At 65.7% G+C, this 21,190-nt stretch carries 18 protein-coding genes and 1 other RNA gene; 14 read left to right on the forward strand and 5 right to left on the reverse strand.

Going from position 1 to position 21,190, the window contains the following annotated elements:
* Positions 1 to 120: 120 nt before the first annotated feature.
* Positions 121 to 3,612: a transcription-repair coupling factor gene (mfd, locus tag DFQ15_RS09460; protein ID WP_110465747.1), complete on the forward strand. Its 3,492-nt coding sequence runs from the start codon at positions 121 to 123 to the stop codon at positions 3,610 to 3,612.
* The gene (serB, locus tag DFQ15_RS09465; RefSeq protein WP_110465748.1) at positions 3,609 to 4,319 is read left to right on the forward strand and encodes a phosphoserine phosphatase SerB; all 711 of its coding nucleotides are present in this window, start codon (positions 3,609 to 3,611) and stop codon (positions 4,317 to 4,319) included. The genes mfd and serB overlap by 4 nt, the downstream gene beginning before the upstream one ends.
* Before the next feature lie 40 nt (positions 4,320 to 4,359).
* Here the strand turns inward: serB and DFQ15_RS09470 are convergent, their stop codons facing one another.
* From DFQ15_RS09470 to ompA, 5 genes are all read right to left on the reverse strand, one after another.
* Positions 4,360 to 4,635 (reverse strand): hypothetical protein, encoded by a 276-nt coding sequence (locus DFQ15_RS09470; RefSeq protein ID WP_110465749.1) that lies wholly within the window; start codon positions 4,633 to 4,635, stop codon positions 4,360 to 4,362.
* 144 nt (positions 4,636 to 4,779) lie between these two features.
* Positions 4,780 to 5,166, reverse strand: a transfer-messenger RNA (tmRNA) gene (gene ssrA / locus DFQ15_RS09475).
* Between the two features lie 12 nt (positions 5,167 to 5,178).
* Complete coding sequence (locus DFQ15_RS09480; protein WP_110465750.1) at positions 5,179 to 5,862, reverse strand: HAD family hydrolase; 684 nt, start codon at positions 5,860 to 5,862, stop codon at positions 5,179 to 5,181.
* Positions 5,859 to 6,575: a bifunctional 2-polyprenyl-6-hydroxyphenol methylase/3-demethylubiquinol 3-O-methyltransferase UbiG gene (gene ubiG / locus DFQ15_RS09485; RefSeq protein WP_110465751.1), complete on the reverse strand. Its 717-nt coding sequence runs from the start codon at positions 6,573 to 6,575 to the stop codon at positions 5,859 to 5,861. The genes DFQ15_RS09480 and ubiG overlap by 4 nt, the downstream gene beginning before the upstream one ends.
* Positions 6,576 to 6,653: 78 nt before the next feature.
* The gene (gene ompA / locus DFQ15_RS09490; RefSeq protein WP_110465752.1) at positions 6,654 to 7,283 is read right to left on the reverse strand and encodes an outer membrane protein OmpA; all 630 of its coding nucleotides are present in this window, start codon (positions 7,281 to 7,283) and stop codon (positions 6,654 to 6,656) included.
* 226 nt (positions 7,284 to 7,509) lie between these two features.
* Between ompA and gyrA the strand changes: the two genes are divergently transcribed.
* The 12 genes from gyrA (at position 7,510) to DFQ15_RS09550 (ending at position 21,102) form a co-directional block, all read left to right on the forward strand.
* The gene (gyrA, locus tag DFQ15_RS09495) at positions 7,510 to 10,197 is read left to right on the forward strand and encodes a DNA gyrase subunit A (protein WP_110465753.1); all 2,688 of its coding nucleotides are present in this window, start codon (positions 7,510 to 7,512) and stop codon (positions 10,195 to 10,197) included.
* A gap of 123 nt (positions 10,198 to 10,320) precedes the next feature.
* Complete coding sequence (gene serC, locus DFQ15_RS09500) at positions 10,321 to 11,430, forward strand: 3-phosphoserine/phosphohydroxythreonine transaminase (protein ID WP_110465754.1); 1,110 nt, start codon at positions 10,321 to 10,323, stop codon at positions 11,428 to 11,430.
* Positions 11,431 to 11,442: 12 nt separating this feature from the next.
* The gene (pheA, locus tag DFQ15_RS09505; protein WP_110465755.1) at positions 11,443 to 12,540 is read left to right on the forward strand and encodes a prephenate dehydratase; all 1,098 of its coding nucleotides are present in this window, start codon (positions 11,443 to 11,445) and stop codon (positions 12,538 to 12,540) included.
* Positions 12,540 to 13,424, forward strand: coding sequence for a prephenate dehydrogenase (locus tag DFQ15_RS09510; protein ID WP_110465756.1), 885 nt, complete (start codon positions 12,540 to 12,542; stop codon positions 13,422 to 13,424). Before pheA ends, DFQ15_RS09510 begins: the two co-directional genes overlap by 1 nt.
* A gap of 28 nt (positions 13,425 to 13,452) precedes the next feature.
* Positions 13,453 to 15,468 (forward strand): bifunctional 3-phosphoshikimate 1-carboxyvinyltransferase/cytidylate kinase, encoded by a 2,016-nt coding sequence (locus DFQ15_RS09515; RefSeq protein WP_110465757.1) that lies wholly within the window; start codon positions 13,453 to 13,455, stop codon positions 15,466 to 15,468.
* Positions 15,469 to 15,629: 161 nt separating this feature from the next.
* Positions 15,630 to 17,315, forward strand: a complete 1,686-nt coding sequence (rpsA, locus tag DFQ15_RS09520; RefSeq protein WP_110465758.1) for a 30S ribosomal protein S1 — start codon at positions 15,630 to 15,632, stop codon at positions 17,313 to 17,315.
* A gap of 132 nt (positions 17,316 to 17,447) precedes the next feature.
* Positions 17,448 to 17,783 carry an integration host factor subunit beta gene (locus DFQ15_RS09525; protein WP_110465759.1) on the forward strand — a complete coding sequence of 112 codons (336 nt, stop codon included), beginning with the start codon at positions 17,448 to 17,450 and terminating at the stop codon, positions 17,781 to 17,783.
* A 49-nt stretch (positions 17,784 to 17,832) separates the two neighbouring features.
* Positions 17,833 to 18,141: a LapA family protein gene (locus DFQ15_RS09530; protein WP_110465760.1), complete on the forward strand. Its 309-nt coding sequence runs from the start codon at positions 17,833 to 17,835 to the stop codon at positions 18,139 to 18,141.
* Positions 18,131 to 19,297 carry a lipopolysaccharide assembly protein LapB gene (gene lapB / locus DFQ15_RS09535; protein ID WP_110465761.1) on the forward strand — a complete coding sequence of 389 codons (1,167 nt, stop codon included), beginning with the start codon at positions 18,131 to 18,133 and terminating at the stop codon, positions 19,295 to 19,297. The genes DFQ15_RS09530 and lapB overlap by 11 nt, the downstream gene beginning before the upstream one ends.
* A 106-nt stretch (positions 19,298 to 19,403) precedes the next feature.
* The gene (locus DFQ15_RS09540) at positions 19,404 to 19,784 is read left to right on the forward strand and encodes a ComEA family DNA-binding protein (protein WP_110465762.1); all 381 of its coding nucleotides are present in this window, start codon (positions 19,404 to 19,406) and stop codon (positions 19,782 to 19,784) included.
* Between the two features lie 88 nt (positions 19,785 to 19,872).
* Positions 19,873 to 20,733 carry a hypothetical protein gene (locus DFQ15_RS17110; protein WP_146228711.1) on the forward strand — a complete coding sequence of 287 codons (861 nt, stop codon included), beginning with the start codon at positions 19,873 to 19,875 and terminating at the stop codon, positions 20,731 to 20,733.
* Between the two features lie 18 nt (positions 20,734 to 20,751).
* Entirely contained in the window at positions 20,752 to 21,102 is a 351-nt protein-coding gene (locus DFQ15_RS09550) for a hypothetical protein (protein WP_110465764.1), read from the forward strand.
* Positions 21,103 to 21,190 lie beyond the last annotated feature (88 nt).

Consider the following 21,190-nt stretch of genomic DNA (forward strand, 5'->3'; position numbering starts at 1 on the left):
GCGGGGCGGGCGGGCGGCAGGAAAAGAGCCGCCATTCTAGAATCGACCGCATTGCACGCACCCCCCACCACCCGGTCGGGGGTGCTTCCTATTTGCCTAAAACGATAGTCTGCTTCCCGTATGGATCTGCCGCGTCTGGTACCCGGAAAACGTTTCACCCTGCGCCGCCCGCCGGGCTCGGCCGACGCGCTGCTGCTGGCACAAATGGGGATGCAGGAAAAGGCCGCGGGCAAGCGCATGCTGATCGTGACATCGGATGCGAACGATGCCCAGCGGCTGATCGACGAGTTGGGCTTTTTCGCGCCGACCCTGCGGTGCGCCTTGTTTCCCGATTGGGAGACCCTGCCCTACGACACCTTCTCGCCGCACCAGGACCTGATCAGCGAGCGGCTGGCCACTCTGTGGCGCATCAGCCAGCGCGATGCGGAAGGCGGTGCCGACGTGGTGGTGGTACCCGCCACCACGGCGCTGTACCGTGTGGCGCCACCCGCCTTCCTGGCGGGCTACACCTTCCACTTCAAGACCCAGCAGCAACTCGACGAGAACCGGCTGCGCGCCCAGCTCACGCTGGCCGGCTACAGCCATGTGACCCAGGTGGTGAGTCCGGGCGAATACGCGGTGCGTGGCGGCCTGATCGACCTGTTCCCGATGGGATCGCTGGTGCCCTTGCGCGTCGACCTGTTCGACGACGAGATCGACTCGATCCGCACCTTCGATCCCGACACACAGCGCAGCCTCTACCCGGTGCCCGAAGTGCGGCTGCTGCCGGGCCGCGAGTTCCCGATGGACGACGAGGCGCGGGCCAAATTCCGCAACCGGTGGCGCCAGTTGCTGGAAGGTGACCCGACCAAGAGCCGCATCTACAAGGACATGGGCGCCGGCGTGGCGACGGCCGGCATCGAGTATTACCTGCCGCTTTTCTTCGACGACACCGCGACGGTCTTCGATTACCTGGGCGACGACGCCACGGTCGTGCTGCACGGCGATCTGGAGCCGGCGTTCCAGCGCTTCTGGACCGACACGCGGGAGCGCTACCGCCTGGTGCGCGGCGATCCCGAGCGCCCGGTGCTGCCGCCCGAGGCGCTGTTTCTGGCGGTCGAGCAGTTCTATACCCGTGCCAACGCGCATGCGCAGCTGGTGCTGCGCTCCGGCATCGACGACGTCGCCGACAACGCGCGTTTCCAGAAGCTGGGCGAACTCTCGGTCGTGCGCGGCGCGGACGATCCGCTGGCCCGGCTTAAAGCGCACATCCGCGACACGCAGCACCGGGTACTTTTGCTGGCCGAATCGGACGGTCGCCGCGAGAGCCTGCTCGACTTCCTACGGGCGAGCGACGTCAACCCGTCGGCGTTCGATTCGCTGGCCGAGTTCGAGTCGCACGGCGACGAGAAACTCGGCATCGCCACCGCGGCGCTGGTGACGGGCTTCGCCTGGATCGAAGCGGGCATCGACTTCGTCACCGAGACCGAGCTTTTCGCCGCGGGCCCGACGACGCGCCGGCGCCGGCGACAGGAACAGGTCAGCGATGTCGAGGCGCTGATCAAGGACCTGTCGGAACTGAACGTGGGCGATCCGGTGGTGCACACCGCGCACGGCATCGGCCGGTACCGCGGCCTGGTCAACATGGACCTGGGCCAGGGCACCCATGTCGACGGCTCGCCGATGCTGCAGGAGTTCCTGCACCTCGAGTACGCGGACAAGGCCACGCTCTACGTGCCCGTGAGCCAGCTGCACCAAATCGGCCGCTACACCGGCGTCAGTGCCGACGAAGCACCCCTGCACAAGCTGGGCAGTGTGCAGTGGGACAAGGCCAAGCGCAAGGCGGCCGAGCAGGTGCGCGATTCCGCAGCCGAGTTGCTCAACATCTATGCCCGCCGGGCGGCACGCGAAGGCCACGCCTTCCGCTACGCGGCGGCCGACTACGAAATCTTCGCCAACGATTTCGGCTTCGACGAAACCGCCGACCAGCGGGCCGCGATCCATGCGGTGATCCAGGACATGATCAGCCCTCAGCCGATGGACCGGCTGGTCTGCGGCGACGTCGGCTTCGGCAAGACCGAAGTGGCGTTGCGTGCGGCCTTCATCGCCGTCACCGGGGGCAAGCAAGTCGCGTTCCTGGCCCCGACCACGCTGTTGGCCGAGCAGCATTTCCAGACGCTGGTCGATCGTTTCTCGAAGTGGCCGGTGAAAGTGGCAGAGATGAGCCGCTTCCGCTCTGCCAAGGAAATCACCGCGGCCGCCAAGGGCCTTGCGGACGGCAGTGTGGACATCGTCGTGGGCACGCACAAGCTGCTCAGCGAATCGGTCAAGTTCCAGAACCTGGGGCTGCTCATCATCGACGAGGAGCACCGCTTCGGCGTGCGCCACAAGGAGCAGATGAAGACGCTGCGGGCCGAGGTGGATGTCCTCACCCTCACCGCCACGCCGATACCGCGCACACTCGGCATGGCGCTAGAAGGTCTCCGCGATCTGTCGGTGATCGCCACCGCTCCGCAGCGCCGGCTGGCGATAAAGACCTTCGTCCGCAACGAAGGCACCGGTGTGATCCGCGAGGCCGTGCTGCGGGAGCTCAAGCGCGGCGGGCAGGTCTACTTCCTGCACAACGAGGTCGAGACGATAGAGAACCGGCGTCGAAAGCTCGAGGAGATCGTTCCAGAGGCACGCATTGCCGTGGCGCACGGTCAGATGCCGGAGCGCGAGCTTGAAAAGGTGATGCGCGACTTCGTCGCACAGCGTTTCAACCTGCTTCTGTGCTCGACCATCATCGAGACCGGCATCGACGTGCCGAGTGCCAACACCATCGTGATCAGCCGGGCCGACAAGTTCGGGCTGGCACAGCTGCACCAGCTGCGGGGGCGGGTCGGCCGCAGCCACCACCAGGCCTACGCCTACCTGATGGTGCCCGACACCGAGGGCCTGACGAAGCATGCGAGCCAGCGGCTCGATGCCATCCAGCAGATGGAAGAGCTGGGCTCGGGCTTCTACCTGGCGATGCACGACCTGGAGATCCGGGGCACCGGAGAGGTGCTGGGCGAGAACCAGTCCGGCAACATGATGGAAATCGGGTTCCAGCTCTACAACGAGATGCTCAACGAAGCCGTCTCGTCTCTCAAGGCGGGTCGCGAACCGGACCTGTTGGCGCCGCTTTCGGTCACGACCGAGATCAACCTGCATGCACCCGCGCTGCTGCCGGACGACTACTGCGGCGACGTTCATCTGCGGCTCTCGTTCTACAAGAAGCTGGCGACGGCCAAGACACCCGACCAGATCGACAACCTGCTCGAAGAGATCGTCGACCGTTTCGGCAAGCTGCCACCGCAGGCACAGACCCTGATCGACGTGCACCGCCTGCGGGTGCTCGCCAAGCCCTACGGCGTCGTCAAGGTCGATGCCGCGCCCGGCGTCACCAGCATCACTTTCCGCGCCAATCCGCCGGTGGAGTCGATGCGCATCATCGAACTGATCCAGAAGAACAAGCACATCAAGCTGGCTGGCAACGAGAAGCTGCGCATCGAGCGCGCGCTGCCCGAAGCGAAAGATCGGGCGCAGATGGTGCGCGATATTCTCCGCAGTCTCGGGCAACCCACCACCCCCACGACAGCCACCGTATGACGCTCACGCCCGCTTCACCAGGACTCGTCGTTCGCGACCTGCCCGAGCGCATAACGCTGTCGGACTTCAGGCTCATCGCGTTCGACATGGATTCGACGCTGATCGACATCGAGTGCATCGACGAGATCGCCGATGTCGCCGGTAGGAAAGCGGAAGTCGCGGCGATCACGGAAGCCGCCATGCGGGGCGAGATCACCGACTTCCGCGAGAGCCTGGAACGGCGACTGCGTCTGCTGGAGGGCGTGCCGGTCGGCGCGCTGCAACAGGTCTACGACGATCGACTGAAGTTGAATCCCGGCGCCGAAACATTGGTCGCGGCGTGCCGGCAGGCGGGCCTGAAAATGCTGCTGGTGTCCGGCGGCTTCACCTACTTCGCCGAGCGGGTCAGGCAACGGTTGGGCCTGGATTTCGCGCGCTCGAATCGATTGGAAATAGCGAATGGCGCGCTGACGGGACGCGTCGAGCCGCAAAGCTGGGGCGACATCTGCGACGGGGCAGAGAAGCGCCGAACGGTCCTCGAACTGGCATCGCTGATGGGCATCGGTATGGAGCACGTCATTGCCGTCGGAGACGGTGCCAACGATCTGCCGATGATGGAAGCATCAGGCCTGTCTGTCGCCTACCACGCCAAGCCCAAGGTCAGAGACCGTGCGATAGTGGCGATCAACGAAGGGGGCCTAGACCGGCTGCTCGACGTTGTGCGCTGACCTGCACGCACAGCAAGCCGCGCACTGGCGACGGTATCGATCAGTCGAGTCCGAAATCGATGGCATCCCGGCGCATCGCCACCTCGGGCCGATGGTCACGGAACAGCCTGGAAATACCGTCCCGGCCGCTAGCCGCGCGGAAAAGCAAAGCACCTCCCGCCATGGCCTGCAATACCGAGGTCATCCTGCAATCAGTGCGAAGCGCCGCTGCGACCAGTGCGGTGCCGATGCCGGCCACGGCAAGATGCTCGCCAGGCAACCCCGGACGCACGCGGTCGAATTGTTGCCAATCTTCGATTGCTTCTCTGATACCCATTGATCAAGACTCCTTTGGACAAGGAAGATGATAGCCACGACTTCATCCCGGCAAGAAGGTGAAGCATCTTTGGACATAAAGAAAAGGTCCGCTCCCACGCGACGGGAACGGACCTTTGATGCCGACGGTCATCGGCGGTAAGTATGGTGGAGCTGGGGGGATTTGAACCCCCGTCCGCAAGCCTTCTTCGTACAGATCTACATGTTTAGCGGTCTGATTTGGATCTCGCTACCGTCACCGCGCAGTCGCACGCTGAGACGGTCGCCAGTACCCTATTTTCTCGTTCCATGCCAAGGTACCCGACCTGGAACCAGCCGATGTAGATTACCTTGCAGCCTGGAAGCAGTGGATTGCTCCATTACCCCATTGCCCAGCCCATCGGCCTGCTGTTGCAAGGCTCACCGGTGTTTAAGCGGCGAGTGCGAAACGTTCGTCGTTTGCAGTTAGTTTGTTTGAATCTGTTTTACGAGCGCATTCAGCTCGACATGCACCGCTACGATTCCGAACCCACGTCGAAACCAGTGCAGCCCCAGGACTCCTATCTTAGCCGTTCCTGGCGGATTTCAAGAGCGTCAGCAGATCGAAAGGCGATCGGATCACCGCATCCGCCCCCCAATCGTCGACCGATGCGTTGCGGCCGAGGTAACCCCAGGCCGCGGCGACCGTCACCATGCCGGCGGCCCGGCCGGCCTGGATGTCGCGCTCGTCGTCTCCGACATATACGCACCGCGTAGCATCGAGCCCCATCAGCCTGGAGGCCTCCAGCAATGGTGCGGGATGCGGCTTGGAATGGGGCGTCGTGTCTCCGCACACGACGGCGCCCGCAGTCTGCAGCAGCGGCATCGACTTGACCAATGGTGCGGTGAAGCGCGTCGCCTTGTTGGTGACGATGCCCCAGGGCAGCCTCCGCTCCCGGATGCCCGACAACATCGCCTCGATGTCCGAAAAGGCGGCGGTCGACCGGTTGGCGCGGCTTTCGAACAGGTCGAAGAACTGCTCCCGCATCGCCGGAAACGCCGCATCGTCCGGCGTCATGTCGAACGCGATTCCCAGCATGCCGCGCGCGCCGGCGCCGGCCATCGGCCGGTACTGTTCCAGAGGTAACGGCACCAGACCTTTTGCCTCTCGCAGCGCGTTGGCCGCAGCACCCAGGTCGGGTGCGCTGTCGACCAGCGTGCCATCGAGGTCGAACAGAACGGCCGCAAGGTTCGCGAAACGCGCGGTCATGCGGTACCGGCCTTCTGCGTCGCCAGCAGGTAGTTCACACCGACATCGTCGTTCAGCCAGTAGCGCCCGCTGACCGGGTTGTGGTGCAGACCGCGGCTGTACCGGATGTCCAGCCCGGAGGCACGGCAGTAGGCCGACAATTCGCTCGGCTTGATCAGCCGGCCGTATTCGTGCGTGCCTCGCGGCAGCAGGTTGAGGACGTACTCGGCGCTCAGGATCGCCAGAAGGAACGATCGCGCGTTGCGGTTGATGGTCGAGAAAAAGACCCAGCCGCCAGGCTTCACCATCGTTGCACATGCCTTCACGACCGCCGCCGGATCGGGCACATGCTCGAGCATTTCCATGCAGGTGACGATATCGAACGCTGCGGGCTGCTCCACGGCGAGGGCCTCGGCACTGATCTCGCGGTATTCGACGTTCGGCGTGCCCGCTTCCAGCGCGTGCAGCTGGGCGACGCGCAGAGACTTCCTGGCCAGGTCGATCCCCAGCACATGCCCCCCCTTGCGCGCCATGGCGTCGGCCAGGATGCCGCCGCCGCAGCCCACGTCGACGACCTTGAGCCCGGACAGTGGGACGATGCTTTCGATCCACCCCAGCCGCAGTGGATTGATCTGGTGCAGGGGACGGAATTCGCTTTCCATATCCCACCAGCGGTGTGCCAACTCGGAGAACTTGGCCAGTTCGGCCGGATCGACGTTCGGGTTTTCTGTCATCGGTAGATTTTCTGCGACGCACAATGAAAAAAGCCCACAGGCCAGGGCCTGTGGGCTTTTTGCCAGGATCCCGAAGAATTAGTTGGCGCGGGTGCCAACCACTTCGATTTCCACGCGACGGTTCTTCGCGCGGCCTTCGGCGGTCTTGTTGTCGGCGACCGGCTGCTTCTCGCCCTTGCCTTCGGTGTAGACGCGATTGCTTTCGATGCCCTTGGAAACCAAGTACGCCTTGACGGCTTCCGCACGACGCACCGACAGCTTCTGGTTGTAGGCATCGGTGCCGACGGAGTCGGTATGACCCACGGCGATGATGACTTCCAGGTTCACGCCCTTGACCTTGCTCACCAGATCGTCCAGTTTTGCACGGCCGGCCGGCTTCAGGACGGACTTGTCGAAGTCGAAGAAAGCATCCGCTGCGTACGTCACCTTGTTGGCGACCGGAACCTGGGCTGCTGGAGGAGCAGGTGGGGCTACGGATGCCGGAGGCACGACGGCTGCAGGAGCGGCGACCGGAACCAGAGCACCATCGCAACCAGGAGCTGCGGTGGCCGGCGTCCAGTTGGCATCGCGCCAGCAATACTCGTTGGTACCGTTTTTCCACACCAGTTCGCCGGTGCCGTTCTTCCAGTTGTCGATCGTTTGCGCGCCAGCGGCGGAAGCGAGTGCTGCAGAGGCAAACAACATCGCCACTTTGTTCAGTTTCTTCATGGTTCTCCTCTTGGGGAAAAAGCCGCAGCCGCGCTGCGAATCAAGACGTCGTCAGTGACCATCACCAAAAACGTTGAATTCATTGTGCCATAGGGTCCCAGGGAATCGTTGCCAAAACGTCACGCATGCCGTAGGACAGCGACGCATCACCCTTTTATGTTGCAGAGGCACTACAGCGGCTTGCCCGTAAAATCCTCCTTCCTTCCGCCGTCAAAGCCCATTCTTCATGACCCAGTTCGCCAAAGAAACGCTGCCCATCAGTCTTGAAGAAGAAATGAGGCGCAGCTATTTGGATTACGCGATGAGCGTGATCGTGGGCCGGGCCCTTCCCGATGCGCGGGACGGCCTGAAGCCGGTCCACCGCCGCGTGCTGTACGCGATGCACGAACTCAACAACGATTGGAACCGCCCTTACAAGAAGTCCGCCCGTATCGTCGGCGACGTGATCGGCAAGTACCACCCGCACGGCGACAGCGCGGTGTACGACACGATCGTGCGGATGGCGCAGGACTTCTCGCTGCGCCACATGCTGGTCGACGGCCAGGGCAATTTCGGATCGGTGGACGGTGACAACGCCGCCGCGATGCGGTATACGGAAATTCGCCTCGCCAAGATCGCCCACGAGATGCTGGGCGACATCGACAAGGAAACGGTCGATTTCCAGCCCAACTACGACGGCAGCGAGCAGGAGCCTGCGGTGTTGCCGAGCAAGCTGCCCAACCTGCTGGTCAACGGATCGGCCGGCATCGCGGTGGGCATGGCGACCAACATTCCGCCGCACAACCTCAACGAGGTGGTGGATGCGTGCCTGCACCTGCTGCGCAACCCCGAGGCCTCCATCGACGACCTGATGGAGATCATTCCGGCACCCGACTTCCCCACCGCCGGCATCATCTACGGCATCAACGGGGTGAAGGACGGCTACCGCACCGGTCGGGGCAAGGTGGTGATGCGCGCCAAATGCCACTTCGAGGACATCGACCGCGGCCAGCGCCAGGCGATCATCGTCGACGAGCTGCCCTACCAGGTCAATAAGAAGACGCTCCAGGAGCGGATGGCCGAGCTGGTGCACGAGAAGAAGATCGACGGCATCAGCCACATCCAGGACGAGTCCGACAAGTCGGGCATGCGCCTGGTGATCGAACTCAAGCGCGGCGAAGTGCCCGAGGTGGTGCTCAACAACCTCTACAAGCAGACCCAGCTGCAGGACACTTTCGGCATCAACATGGTGGCGCTGGTCGACGGCCAGCCGCGCCTGTGCAACCTGAGGGACCTGATCTCGGTCTTCCTGCAGCACCGCCGCGAAGTGGTGACGCGCCGCACCGTGTTCGAACTGCGCAAGGCGCGCGACCGCGGTCACGTGCTCGAAGGCTTGGCGGTGGCGCTTGCCAACATCGACGATTTCATCCGCATCATCCGCGAGTCGCCCACGCCGCCGGTCGCCAAGGCCGAGCTGATGGCCCGCCCGTGGGACAGCAAGCTGGTGCGCGAGATGCTGACCCGCACCCGTGCCGACGGCGGGGTGGTCAACGCCGACGACTACCGCCCCGAAGGCCTGGAAGCCGACTACGGCATGGGAGACGACGGCCTCTACCGCCTCTCCGATACCCAGGCGCAGGAAATTCTGCAGATGCGACTGCAGCGCCTGACAGGCCTGGAGCAGGACAAGATCGTCACCGAATACAAGGAGGTGATGTCGGTGATCGAGGACCTGCTCGACATCCTGGCCAAGCCCGAGCGCGTCTCGACGATCATCGGCGAGGAGCTGACCGCGATTCGCACCGAGTTCGGCCAGAGCAAGCTGGGCGCGCGCCGCAGCCTGGTCGAGCACAGCTCCTTCGACCTCTCCACCGAGGACCTGATCACCCCGACCGACATGGTCGTGACGCTCTCGCACACCGGCTACATCAAGAGCCAGCCGCTTTCCGAATACCGCGCCCAGAAGCGCGGCGGCCGCGGCAAGCAGGCTACGGCGACGAAGGAAGACGACTGGATCGACCAGCTCTTCATCGCCAACACGCACGACTACATCCTCTGCTTCTCCAACCGCGGCCGGCTCTACTGGCTCAAGGTGTGGGAGGTGCCGGCGGGCTCGCGCGGATCGCGCGGCCGGCCGATCGTCAACATGTTCCCGCTGCAGGAAGGCGAAAAAATCAACGTCGTGCTGCCCCTGACCGGCGAGAAGCGCACCTTCCCGGCCGACCAATACGTGTTCATGGGCACCCGCATGGGCACGGTCAAGAAGACCGCGCTGGACGAATTCAGCAACCCGCGCAAGGCCGGCATCATCGCGATCAACCTCGACGAAGGCGACTACCTGGTGGGTGCCGCATTGACCGACGGCGCCCACGACGTGATGCTGTTCTCGGACGGCGGCAAGGCGGTGCGCTTCGACGAGAACGACGTCCGCGCCCTGGGCCGCAACACCCGTGGCGTGCGCGGCATGGACCTGCCCGAAGGCCAGGCGGTGATCGCGATGCTGGTGGCCGAGGACGAGCAGCAGAGTGTCCTGACCGCCACCGAGAACGGCTACGGCAAGCGCACCTCGATCACCGAATACACCCGGCACGGCCGCGGCACCAAGGGGATGATCGCGATCCAGCAGAGCGAGCGCAACGGCAAGGTCGTAGCCGCCACCCTGGTCCATGCCGACGACGAGATCATGCTGATCACCGACCGCGGCGTGCTGGTGCGCACCCGGGTGGCCGAGATCCGCGCACTGGGGCGCGCCACGCAGGGCGTGACGCTGATCGGCCTGGACGAAGGCTCACGCCTGTCGGGCCTGCAGCGCATCGTAGAGAACGATGCCAACGTCGCCGCCGCGCTTGGAGACGAAGACGCCGAGCCGGATACCGGCGCGGCCGACGACGCTGCCGGCGATCCCAGCGACGCCCCGGCGCCCGATGCCGAGTGAGCCGGGCGGCCAGCGCCGCTCCGGATGCATTCGAGCCGAAATTGCTATTATTTCCATAGCTGCAAGCCGGCGTGCTGCGCCGGCTACAGCCACTTTTCTTTCAGAACCATCCGTTCCGATCCGATGACCCGCCCCTACAACTTCTCCGCCGGCCCCGCCGCCATTCCCGAAGAGGTGCTGCGCCAGGCCGCCGACGAAATGCTCGACTGGCACGGCAGCGGCATGAGCGTGATGGAGATGAGCCACCGTGGCAAGGAATTCATCTCGGTCTACGAGCAGGCCGAGGCCGACCTGCGCGAACTGCTGTCCGTGCCCGCCCATTTCAAGATCCTGTTCATGCAGGGCGGCGGACTGGGCGAGAACGCGATCGTGCCGCTGAACCTGTCGCGGGCCGGCACCACCGATTTCGTGGTGACCGGCAGCTGGAGCCAGAAGTCGGTCAAGGAAGCGCGCAAGTACTGCAGTACGGTCAACGTCGTCGCCAGCAACGAGGCCGACGGCCACCACAGCATTCCGGCCCCGGCGACCTGGAAGCTCAGCCGCGGCGCCAGTTACCTGCACATCTGCAGTAACGAGACGATCCACGGCGTCGAGTTCCAGGAGCTGCCCGACCTGAAGGCGCTCGGCAGCGACGCGCCGCTGGTGGTCGATTTCTCCTCCCACGTGGCGTCGCGGCCGGTCGATTGGTCGCGCGTGGGCCTGGCCTTCGGCGGCGCACAGAAGAATCTCGGCCCGGCCGGCCTAACGCTGGTCGTGGTGCGCGAAGACCTGATCGGCCATGCGCTGCCGGCCTGCCCGAGCGCCTTCGATTACCGACTGGTGGCCGACAACGGCTCGATGTACAACACGCCGCCCACCTGGGGCATCTACGTCGCGGGCCTCACCTTCCAGTGGCTCAAGCGCCAGACCGAAGGCGGCCGCACCGGCATCGCCGCGCTGGAAGCGCGCAACATCGCCAAGGCCAAGCTGCTGTACGACGCGATCGACGCGTCGCAGCTCTACCTGAACCCGATCGACCCGTCCTGCCGCTCGCGGATGAACGTGCCCTTCCTGCTGCGCGACGAGAGCCGCAACGAGGCCTTCCTGTCAGGCGCCAAGGCGCGCGGCCTGCTGCAGCTCAAGGGCCACAAGTCGGTCGGCGGCATGCGGGCCAGCATCTACAACGCGATGCCGCTCGCGGGTGTCGAGGCGCTGGTCGACTACCTCCACGATTTCGAGAAAACGCAGGCTTGAGGCGCAGCACGCATGAACCCACCGTCGACCCCCGTCACCCTGTCCGATCTGCGGGTGCAGATCGATTCTCTCGACCAGCAACTGCTGCAGTTGCTCAACCAGCGTGCCCGCGTGGCAGAGCAGGTGGGCGAACTGAAGAAGCGCGAGGGCACCCCGTTCTTTCGGCCCGACCGCGTGGCCCAGGTGATCGAGAAGATCCAGACCGCCAACCCGGGCCCGCTCAAGAGCCAGCATGTGGCCGCGGTGTGGCGCGAGATCATGTCGGCCTGTTTGGCACTGGAATCGCCCCAGCGCGTCGCGGTGCTCGGCCCCGCCGGCACCTTCTGCGAGCAGGCGGCGGTGGAATTCTTCGGCGGCGCCGCCGACCTGGTCTACTGCGCCAACTTCGACGAGGTGTTCCACGCCACCGCGGCGGGCAGCGCGCAGTTCGGCGTGGTGGGCGTCGAGAATTCGGTCGAGGGCGTCGTCACCCGCTCGCTGGATCTGTTCCTGCACACCCCCACCCATGTGATCGGCGAGGTGAGCCTGCTGGTGCGCCACAACCTGCTGCGGCAGCACAACTCGGTCGAGAACATCGAGGCGGTGCTGGCCCATCCGCAGGCGCTGGCCCAATGCCAGGCCTGGCTTTCCAAGCACCTGCCGCACGCCGAGCGCCGGCCGGTGTCGAGCAATGCCGAAGGCGCCCGCCTGGCCGCCACCAACCCGGCCTGGGCGGGCCTGGCCAGCGAGCGCGCCGCCAGCCAGTTCGGCCTGCACGTCGTGGCGCACGCGATCCAGGACGATGCCTACAACCGGACCCGTTTCGCGGTGATCTGCCTGCCGCAGACGCTCGGCACGCCGCCGGTGTCGGGCAAGGACTGCACCAGCCTGATCGTGTCGGTGCCCAACGAGCCCGGCGCGGTACACGACCTGCTGGTGCCGCTGAAGGCGCACGGCGTCTCGATGACGCGCTTGGAATCCCGCCCGGCCCGCACCGGTCAGTGGGACTACTACTTCTACATCGACATCGACGGCCACCCCGTCCAGCCGCACGTGGCCCGGGCGCTCGAAGAGCTGCGCGGCCTGTGCGCCTTCTACAAGGTGCTGGGTACCTACCCGGTCGCAGCCTGATGTTCGAACAACTGGGCCTGATCGGCTGCGGCCTCATGGGCGGCTCTTTCGCGCTGGCGCTCAAACGCGCGGGCCTGGTCAAGCGCGTCGTCGGCTACAGCAAATCGCCCTCCACCACCGACCGGGCGCGCCAACTGGGCGTGATCGACGTCGAGGCGCCGTCGGCCTTGTTCGCCGTCGCCGGCGCCGACATCGTGCTGCTGGCTGTGCCGGTGGCCGCCACCGAGCCTACGCTGAAGGCCATCCGGCACCTGGTCACGCCGCAGATGCTGGTGATGGACGTCGGGTCCACCAAGGCCGATGTGGTCGAGGCCGCCCGCCATGCGTTACGCGACCGGGTCGGCTCCTTCGTGCCGGCACATCCGATCGCGGGCGCCGAGAGCGCCGGCGTCGGCCAGGCGAGCGCCGACCTGTACCGCGACCGCCAGGTCATCCTGACCCCGATCGAGCGCACCCTGACCGCCCAGCTGCAGCGCGCCGAGACCGTCTGGAAGGCGATCGGCTGCCGGGTGCGCAAGATGGCGCCGCAGGACCACGACGCCGCCTTCGCCGCCGTCAGCCACCTGCCCCACCTGCTGGCCTTCGCAGCGATGAACGCGGTGACCGGCCAGGCGCAGGGCGAGACCTTCCTCGGCCTGGGCGGGCCGGGCTTTCGCGATTTCACCCGCATCGCCGGCGCCGATCCGGTGATGTGGCGCGACATCCTGCTGGCCAACCGCGAAGAGATGATGCGGCAGTCGCAGGCATTCCAGGCCGCCCTGGCCGAGCTCGAAGCCGCGATGCAGCGCGGCGACGCCGCGGCACTCGAAGCCCTGATCGCCCGTGCCAGCCAGGCCCGCGGCGGCTGGCATATGCCGACCGCCTCCTCGTCCGACGCGCCCTGATCGTTCTCCTGTCGCCTCTCCCGCTCGCATGTACGCCACCGAATTCCTGGACCTTCCCGCCCTGGCCCATGCCGGCGGCACCGTGGCGCTGCCCGGCTCCAAGAGCATCTCCAACCGCATCCTGCTGCTGGCCGCGCTGAGCGAGGGCACGACTACCGTCTTCGACCTGCTCGACTCCGACGACACCCGCGTAATGCTGGCCGCGCTGGTCCAGCTGGGCTGCGGCGTGGCGGAGGCGGCAGGCACCGTCGCCGTCACCGGGCTGGGCGGCAGGCCGCCGGCCGCCGCTGCACGGCTTTTCCTGGGCAACGCCGGGACCGCGATGCGGCCGCTGACGGCGGCGCTGGCGATCCTCGGCGGCGATTTCACCCTCGAAGGCGTGCCGCGCATGCACGAGCGGCCGATCGGCGATCTGGTCGTGGCGCTGCGCGCGCTCGGCTGCCGGATCGACTACCTGGGCAAAGACGGCTTCCCGCCCTTGGCCATCGGCCGGCCCGCGCTGGTACTGGACGCGCCGATCCCGGTGCGTGGCGACGTGTCGAGTCAGTTCCTGACCGCCCTGCTGCTGGCGCTGCCGCTGGTGGCGGCCGAGCGCGACGTGGTGGTCGAGGTGCGGGGCGAGCTGATCTCGCGGCCTTATGTCGACATCACCCTCAACCTGCTGGCCCGTTTCGGCATCGCGGTGCAGCGCGACGGCTGGCAGCGGTTCACCATCCCGGGCGGCAGCCGCTACCGGTCGCCGGGCAGCATCCATGTCGAGGCCGATGCGTCGTCCGCTAGCTATTTCATAGCACTTGGCGCGCTCGCGGCGTCGGCTGCAGGCACGAAAGGCATCAAAATCCAGGGCCTGGGCGCCGCATCGATCCAGGGCGATGTCCGCTTCGTCGAGGCCGCCCGCCAGATGGGCGCACAGGTCGAGAGCGGGCCGAACCACCTCGACATCGCCCGCGGCGCCTGGCCGCTGCGCGCGATCGACCTGGACTGCAACCACATCCCCGATGCGGCGATGACCCTGGCGGTAATGGCGCTCTATGCCGACGGCCCCAGCACCCTGCGCAACATCGGCAGCTGGCGCGTCAAGGAAACCGACCGCATCGCCGCGATGGCCGTTGAGGCGCGCAAGCTGGGCGCCACGGTGGAGGAAGGCGCCGACTGGCTGCGCATCCATCCGCTGCCGCAGGGACAGTGGTTGCCGGCCAGCATCCACACCTACGACGACCACCGGATCGCCATGTGCTTCTCGCTGGCGGCCTTCAATCCGGATGGGCTGCCGGTGCGCATCCTCGATCCGAAGTGCGTCGCCAAGACCTTTCCCGACTATTTCGAGTCGCTGTTCTCGGTCGCCTCCACGCCGACCGAGCGGATTCCGGTGCTGTGCGTCGACGGTCCGACCGCGTCGGGCAAGGGCACGGTCGCCGCGGCGGTCGCGGCCCGGCTGGGCTACCACTTCCTCGATTCCGGCGCGATGTACCGCATCGCCGCCCTGGCCGCCCTGCGCGCCGGCCTGGCGATCGACACGGCCCACGAATCCGCTATCGCCTCCCTCGCCCGCGGCCTGCCGGTACGCTTCCATGCCAGCCGGGTCTGGCTGGGCGAGGACGACGTGACCGACGCGATCCGCACCGAAGAGACCGGCATGAACGCCTCGCGCGTCTCGGCCCTTCCGACGGTACGCGAGGCCCTGGTGGCCCTGCAGCACGGCTTTCGGCGGCTTCCGGGGCTGGTCGCCGACGGCCGCGACATGGGCACCGTGATCTTCCCGCAGGCCACCTTGAAGGTCTATTTGACGGCCAGCGCCGCACACCGGGCGGAAAGGCGCCATAAGCAGTTGATTTCTAAGGGAATTCCAGCTAATATCGACAGTCTTCGCGCAGACTTGGAAGCACGCGACCTGCGGGACTCGTCCCGCGCGGTCGCACCGCTCAAGCCCGCAAGCGACGCCCTGGTACTCGACAACTCTGGTTCGACCGTCGAATCGTCGGTCGAACAGGTGGTTGCCTGGTGGCAGGCACGCATGCCGTTCGGCCCTGTGCCGCACACCTGACGCTCGAAGAAACCGGTCCCTGGCGTTCCGCCGCGCTCTCTGCGCACCGACGTCCGGGTTCATGCAACCTCCGCGGAACCTTCCGCACAACCACTGCCGCACCAGTCTTAGAAACGCCCGCACTTCCGTGGGCGTAAACCTGCGTACGGAACAGGAAAATTATGTCCGAATCTTTTGCCGCCCTTTTTGAAGAATCGATCCAGCGCTCGGAAATGCGCCCGGGCGAGGTCATCACCGCCGAAGTCGTGCGTATCGAGCACAGCTTCGTCGTGGTCAACGCCGGTCTGAAGTCCGAAGCCTACGTGCCGCTCGACGAGTTCAAGAACGACAAGGGCGAAGTCGAAGTCCAGGTCGGCGACTTCGTGTCGGTGGCCATCGACGCCATCGAAAACGGCTACGGCGATACCATCCTCTCGCGCGACAAGGCCAAGCGCCTCGCCTCGTGGATGAGCCTTGAGAAGGCGCTGGAATCCGGCGAATTCGTCACCGGCACCACCAGCGGCAAGGTCAAGGGCGGCCTGACGGTTTTGGTCAACGGCATCCGGGCGTTCCTGCCGGGCTCGCTGATCGACACCCGTCCGGTCAAGGACCTGACCCCGTACGAGAACAAGACCCTGGAATTCAAGGTCATCAAGCTCGACCGCAAGCGCAACAACGTGGTGCTGTCGCGCCGCGCCGTCGTGGAAGCGTCGATGGGCGAAGAGCGCGCCAAGCTGATGGAAACCCTGAAGGAAGGCGCCATCGTCAACGGCGTGGTCAAGAACATCACCGAATACGGTGCGTTCGTGGACCTCGGCGGCATCGACGGCCTGCTGCACATCACCGACATGGCATGGCGCCGCGTCCGCCACCCGTCGGAAGTGGTCACCGCCGGCCAGGAAATCACCGCCAAGATCCTGAAGTTCGACACCGAAAAGAACCGTGTCTCGCTGGGCCTCAAGCAGATGGGCGACGACCCGTGGATGGGCGTTTCGCGCCGCTACCCGCAGTCGACCCGCCTATTCGGCAAGGTCACCAACATCGCCGACTACGGCGCGTTCGTAGAACTCGAGCCGGGCATCGAAGGCCTGGTACACGTGTCCGAAATGGACTGGACCAACAAGAACGTCGCGCCTTCCAAGCTCGTGTCGCTGGGTGACGAAGTCGAAGTCATGGTCCTCGAGATCGACGAAGACAAGCGCCGCATCAGCCTGGGCATGAAGCAGTGCAAGGCCAACCCTTGGCAGGAATTCGCCCAGGACACCAAGCGCGGCGACCGCGTCAAAGGTCCCATCAAGTCGATCACCGACTTCGGTGTGTTCGTGGGCCTGGCTGCCGGCATCGACGGTTTGGTGCACCTGTCCGACCTGTCCTGGAACGAGCCGGGCGAAGCTGCCGTGCGCAACTACAAGAAGGGCCAGGAAGTCGAAGCGATCGTGCTGGCCGTCGACGTGGACCGCGAACGTATTTCGCTGGGCATCAAGCAGCTCGACTCCGACGAGTTCACCACCTTCACCACGGTCAACGACAAGGGTCAGATCGTGACCGGCAAGGTCAAGACCGTGGACGCCCGTGGCGCCGAGATCGAGCTGGCCGACGGCATCCTGGGCTACCTGCGCGCTTCGGAAATCTCCCGCGACCGCGTGGAAGATGCCCGCAATGTGCTGAAGGAAGGCGACGAAGTCACCGCCGTGGTCGTCAACGTGGATCGCAAGACCCGCAACATCCAGCTCTCGATCAAGGCCAAGGACATGGCCGACGAACAAGGCGCGATGGCCAACCTGAGCCAGCAGTCGTCGCGTGAAAGCGCCGGCACCACCAGCTTGGGCGCCCTGCTGCGCGCCAAGCTCGACAACAGCGAAAAGTAAACTCTCCCCCCGGCTGCGCGAACTTCGTGTCGCTACGCCAACCCCCTGCCGGAGAAATACCTGCGGACTGGCATCGCCAGATCCGGGTATTCCTGGCGAGGATCGTCCTGCGTATCGACTTACTTTTCGCACATGACCCGATCCGATCTCGTCGAGGAACTGGCCGCCCGCTTCGGCCAACTGGCACACCGCGATGCCGAGACCGCCGTCAAGGCGATCCTGGACGCGGTGAGCGAGGCGCTGGTGCGCGGCCACCGCATCGAGATCCGGGGCTTCGGAAGCTTTTCGGTGAGCCACCGCTCGCCGCGCATGGGGCGCAATCCCCGCAGCGGCGAAAGCGTGGCGATCCCCGAGAAGCGGGTTCCGCATTTCAAGCCGGGCAAGGCCTTGCGCGAGGCGGTCGATGCCCGTACCGCCGAGATCGAGGCCACGACCACCGGCACGCCGCTCCAGCGGCGGCAGGCCTGAGCGGCGTACCGTGCGCCACTAGAATCGTTCCGTCACGCCGAGGAGACGGATGAAATACCTCACGTGGCTGCTCAAGGCAGCCATCTTTTTTACGCTGTTCGCTTTCGCGCTGAACAACCAGCAGGACGCGACGGTGCACTTCTTCTTCGGTACCCATTGGAGCGCGCCCCTGGTGCTGGTGGTGCTGAGCGCCTTCGCGCTCGGCATCGTGGTCGGCGTGCTCGGCATGGTGCCGCGCTGGTGGATGCACCGCAGCGCCGCCCGCCGGGTGCACCGCCCCGCCGCCGATGCCGTACCCCCCGCGGCCGCTGCCGAGCAGCCGCTGCCCGCCATCACACAGATACCGCATGGACTTTGATATCGGGCTGGGATGGATCCTCCTGGGCCTGCCGGTGGCGTTCGTCCTCGGCTGGCTGGCGTCGCGTTTCGATCTGCGCCAATTGCGCGTGGAGAACCGGCAGGCGCCCAAAGCGTATTTCAAGGGCCTGAATTACCTGCTCAACGAGCAGCAGGACCAGGCGATCGACGCCTTCATCGAGGCGGTGCAGAACGATCCCGACACGTCGGAACTGCACTTCGCGCTCGGCAACCTGTTCCGGCGCCGCGGCGAGTACGAGCGCGCGGTGCGGGTGCACCAGCACCTGCTCTCCCGTGGCGACCTGGGCCGCGTCGACCGCGAGCGTGCCCAGCACGCCCTGGCGCTCGATTTCCTGAAGGCCGGCCTGCTCGACCGGGCAGAGGAAGCCCTGCGGCGGCTGGAAGGTACGCCCTTCGAGGAGCAGGCTCGGCTGGCGCTGCTGGCGATTTACGAGCGCTCGCGCGACTGGGAGCAGGCCGCCGCCATCACAGTGCGCCTCACCACATCCGGCCAGGGCAACTTCACCACGCGGCGGGCGCACTACCTGTGCGAGCAGGCCGCCACCCAGGTGATCGCCGGCCAGCTCGACGCCGCCCGCACCTTGCTGGAGCAGGCACTGGACACCGCCCCCGACGCCCCCCGCCCCCGTATAGAGCTGGCACAGCTGCAGCGGCACGCCGGTCAGGCATCGGAGTCGTTCGATACCCTGCGCACCCTGCTCGACGTGGCACCGACCGCGTTGCCGCTGGTGGCGGCGCAGTTCTCCGAGACCGCCCAGGCCAGCGGCCGCGCGGACGAGGCGTTGGCACTGCTCACCGCCTACTACGAACAGAGCCCGTCGCTCGACTTGCTGGACGCGGTGGTCCGCCTGCAACAGACCGCGCATGGCAGGACCGAGCGCGACGGCCGCGACTGGTACGTTCGCCATCTGGAACGGGAGCCGTCGCTGGTCGCCGCCGCCAAATGGCTGGCCGGCGAGGAGTTGCAGGAGGAGCAGTTCCACCCGATCGTGCAGCGTGCGCTCGACCATGCCACCAAGCCGCTGATGCGCTTCCGTTGCGCGGCCTGCGGCTTCGAGGCTCAGCAGCATTTCTGGCAGTGCCCGGGTTGCCAGACCTGGGACAGCTATCCTCCGCGCCGGGTCGAGGAGCTGTGAGGTTTAGCATGCTCCGTCAACGCCCGTTGCGCGGCGGACGTTGATCGCAGGCAGCGGCGGCACGGGGCCGCCTCTGCCGTGTTCCCCAGCTACTCAGGAGCGCTCCATGCTGAAAAAAATGTTGGCGATCGCCGCGATGCTCTGCACCACCGCATCGTTCGGCGCGGTCGATGTGAACCAGGCCAGTGCCGCCGATCTCGACGGGATCAAGGGCATCGGGCCGGCCAAGTCGACCCGCATCCTGGACGAGCGCAAGAAATCGCCGTACAAGGACTGGCCCGACTTCATCGCACGGGTGCGGGGCGTGGGCACCACCACCGCCAGCAAGTATTCGGCCGAGGGCCTTACAGTGAACGGTGTAGCCTATCCGGTGGCCAAACCCGTCGCGGCGGCGCCGTTGCCTGAAAAGCCCGCCAAGCCGGTCAGGCCGCAAAAATCCGAGGCCAAAACCGCAGCGGGCAACACCACCATGCCGGCAAAGCCCTGACCCGGCGCGCGGATGCGGGCGGTGCCGCGCGGCTGGGGGACGCAACAGTGGCGATTCGATCATCGGCTACATTTCTCCATACACCACCATGCGCATCACATCTCATGCGACGGGTCTGCAAGACGTACTGACCCCTGGCGATCCGCAGGCCCTCACGCGCCATGCACTGGGTCCGGTGGTGGCCGATCTGGCCGAACGCAGACCTCCACATCCACTGCGAGAGGCACCGACGGACGTTCCTTCGCGGCCTCGCTCGATAGATTGCGAAGCGCTAAAAAGATTCGCAGAGCGACGCATCGCGGAGCGAAAGCAAGAGCAGGAGCGCCTCTGGAACAAGGCCTTGTCTCTGCCGGGCGTGCCGGTCGAAAAAAGACCGTTGGCGGGCTACTTGTTGTTACGCCATGTGGATGGACGTCCAGTCGAAGGCGAGGATCTGGCCAGGCTCGACCTCGCGAACGAAACGCTCCTCGAAACGCGGCGTGGCCTGCGTCTCGGACGAGGTAACGTCGACATGGACATCCGGAGGACGGAGCACGAAAGTACACGGCGGGTCCACATCGCACGCAGCTTGTCCGGGGTTTGGTCTTCGGGCCCCGAAAGGCATCCACGTATCGCGTTGGCAGCCACCGCGCTGTTCGTGCAGGCAGGCAATTGCGGAGATCACGCATCGGTCGCACTGTCCCTGCATGCAGGCAAGCTTCGCCCAGGCGAGACGGCGAATCTTGTGAAACCGGTGGGAGTCGATCACGAATTTGTCGAAATCCGCACTGCGGAAGGCCGTGATCACGATGTCGTCCTCGATGCCTGGGACGATGGTCCGGCGATCATGGCAAGCGATGGCCGGTTCAGCAGCGGACCGCCCGAACCCGTTTTGTTCAGGCACGGGAGCGACGCGGGAGCAGCGGTCGCCACAGACCTCTACCAGCGACTCGACGACTTGATCGAGTAACGGCAAATCGAACTCCAGATGCATCTGGAGATCTTGGACTACACCGGTTTTCAGCATCCTGCCGAAGAGGTTTTCGCGCTGACGCCGGTCGAAAGCCGTGCGTTCGCGCAACGGGTTGCCGCGAAGATGAACACGATGGTGAGGCCGGGCCATGCGCGCGCGATCCACTGGACGGACGTGGTATCCGACCTGTTGCAGCGTTCACTCGGAAGACATCCGAAGCACGATCGCATGGCGGAGGTTCGGCACGAGATCATCGCCGTGGGTATCGCGCGATCTTTAGGGGACGAGGTGCGCAACGCTGTCGAAGACGCTCCGGCCGTGGTACACGAGGCTCGCAGCCGGCTCAAATCACACGGCGACGACTGAGCGGTGCGCATCCGAGCGCGTAGCCGGGATACGTTCAAGGCACAGCGCCAGCGTCGGCGCCTATCAGGCCCGCTGCCGGGTCACGCCC

The sequence above is a fragment of the Xylophilus ampelinus genome, assembly GCF_003217575.1.
Lineage (GTDB): Bacteria > Pseudomonadota > Gammaproteobacteria > Burkholderiales > Burkholderiaceae_C > Xylophilus > Xylophilus ampelinus.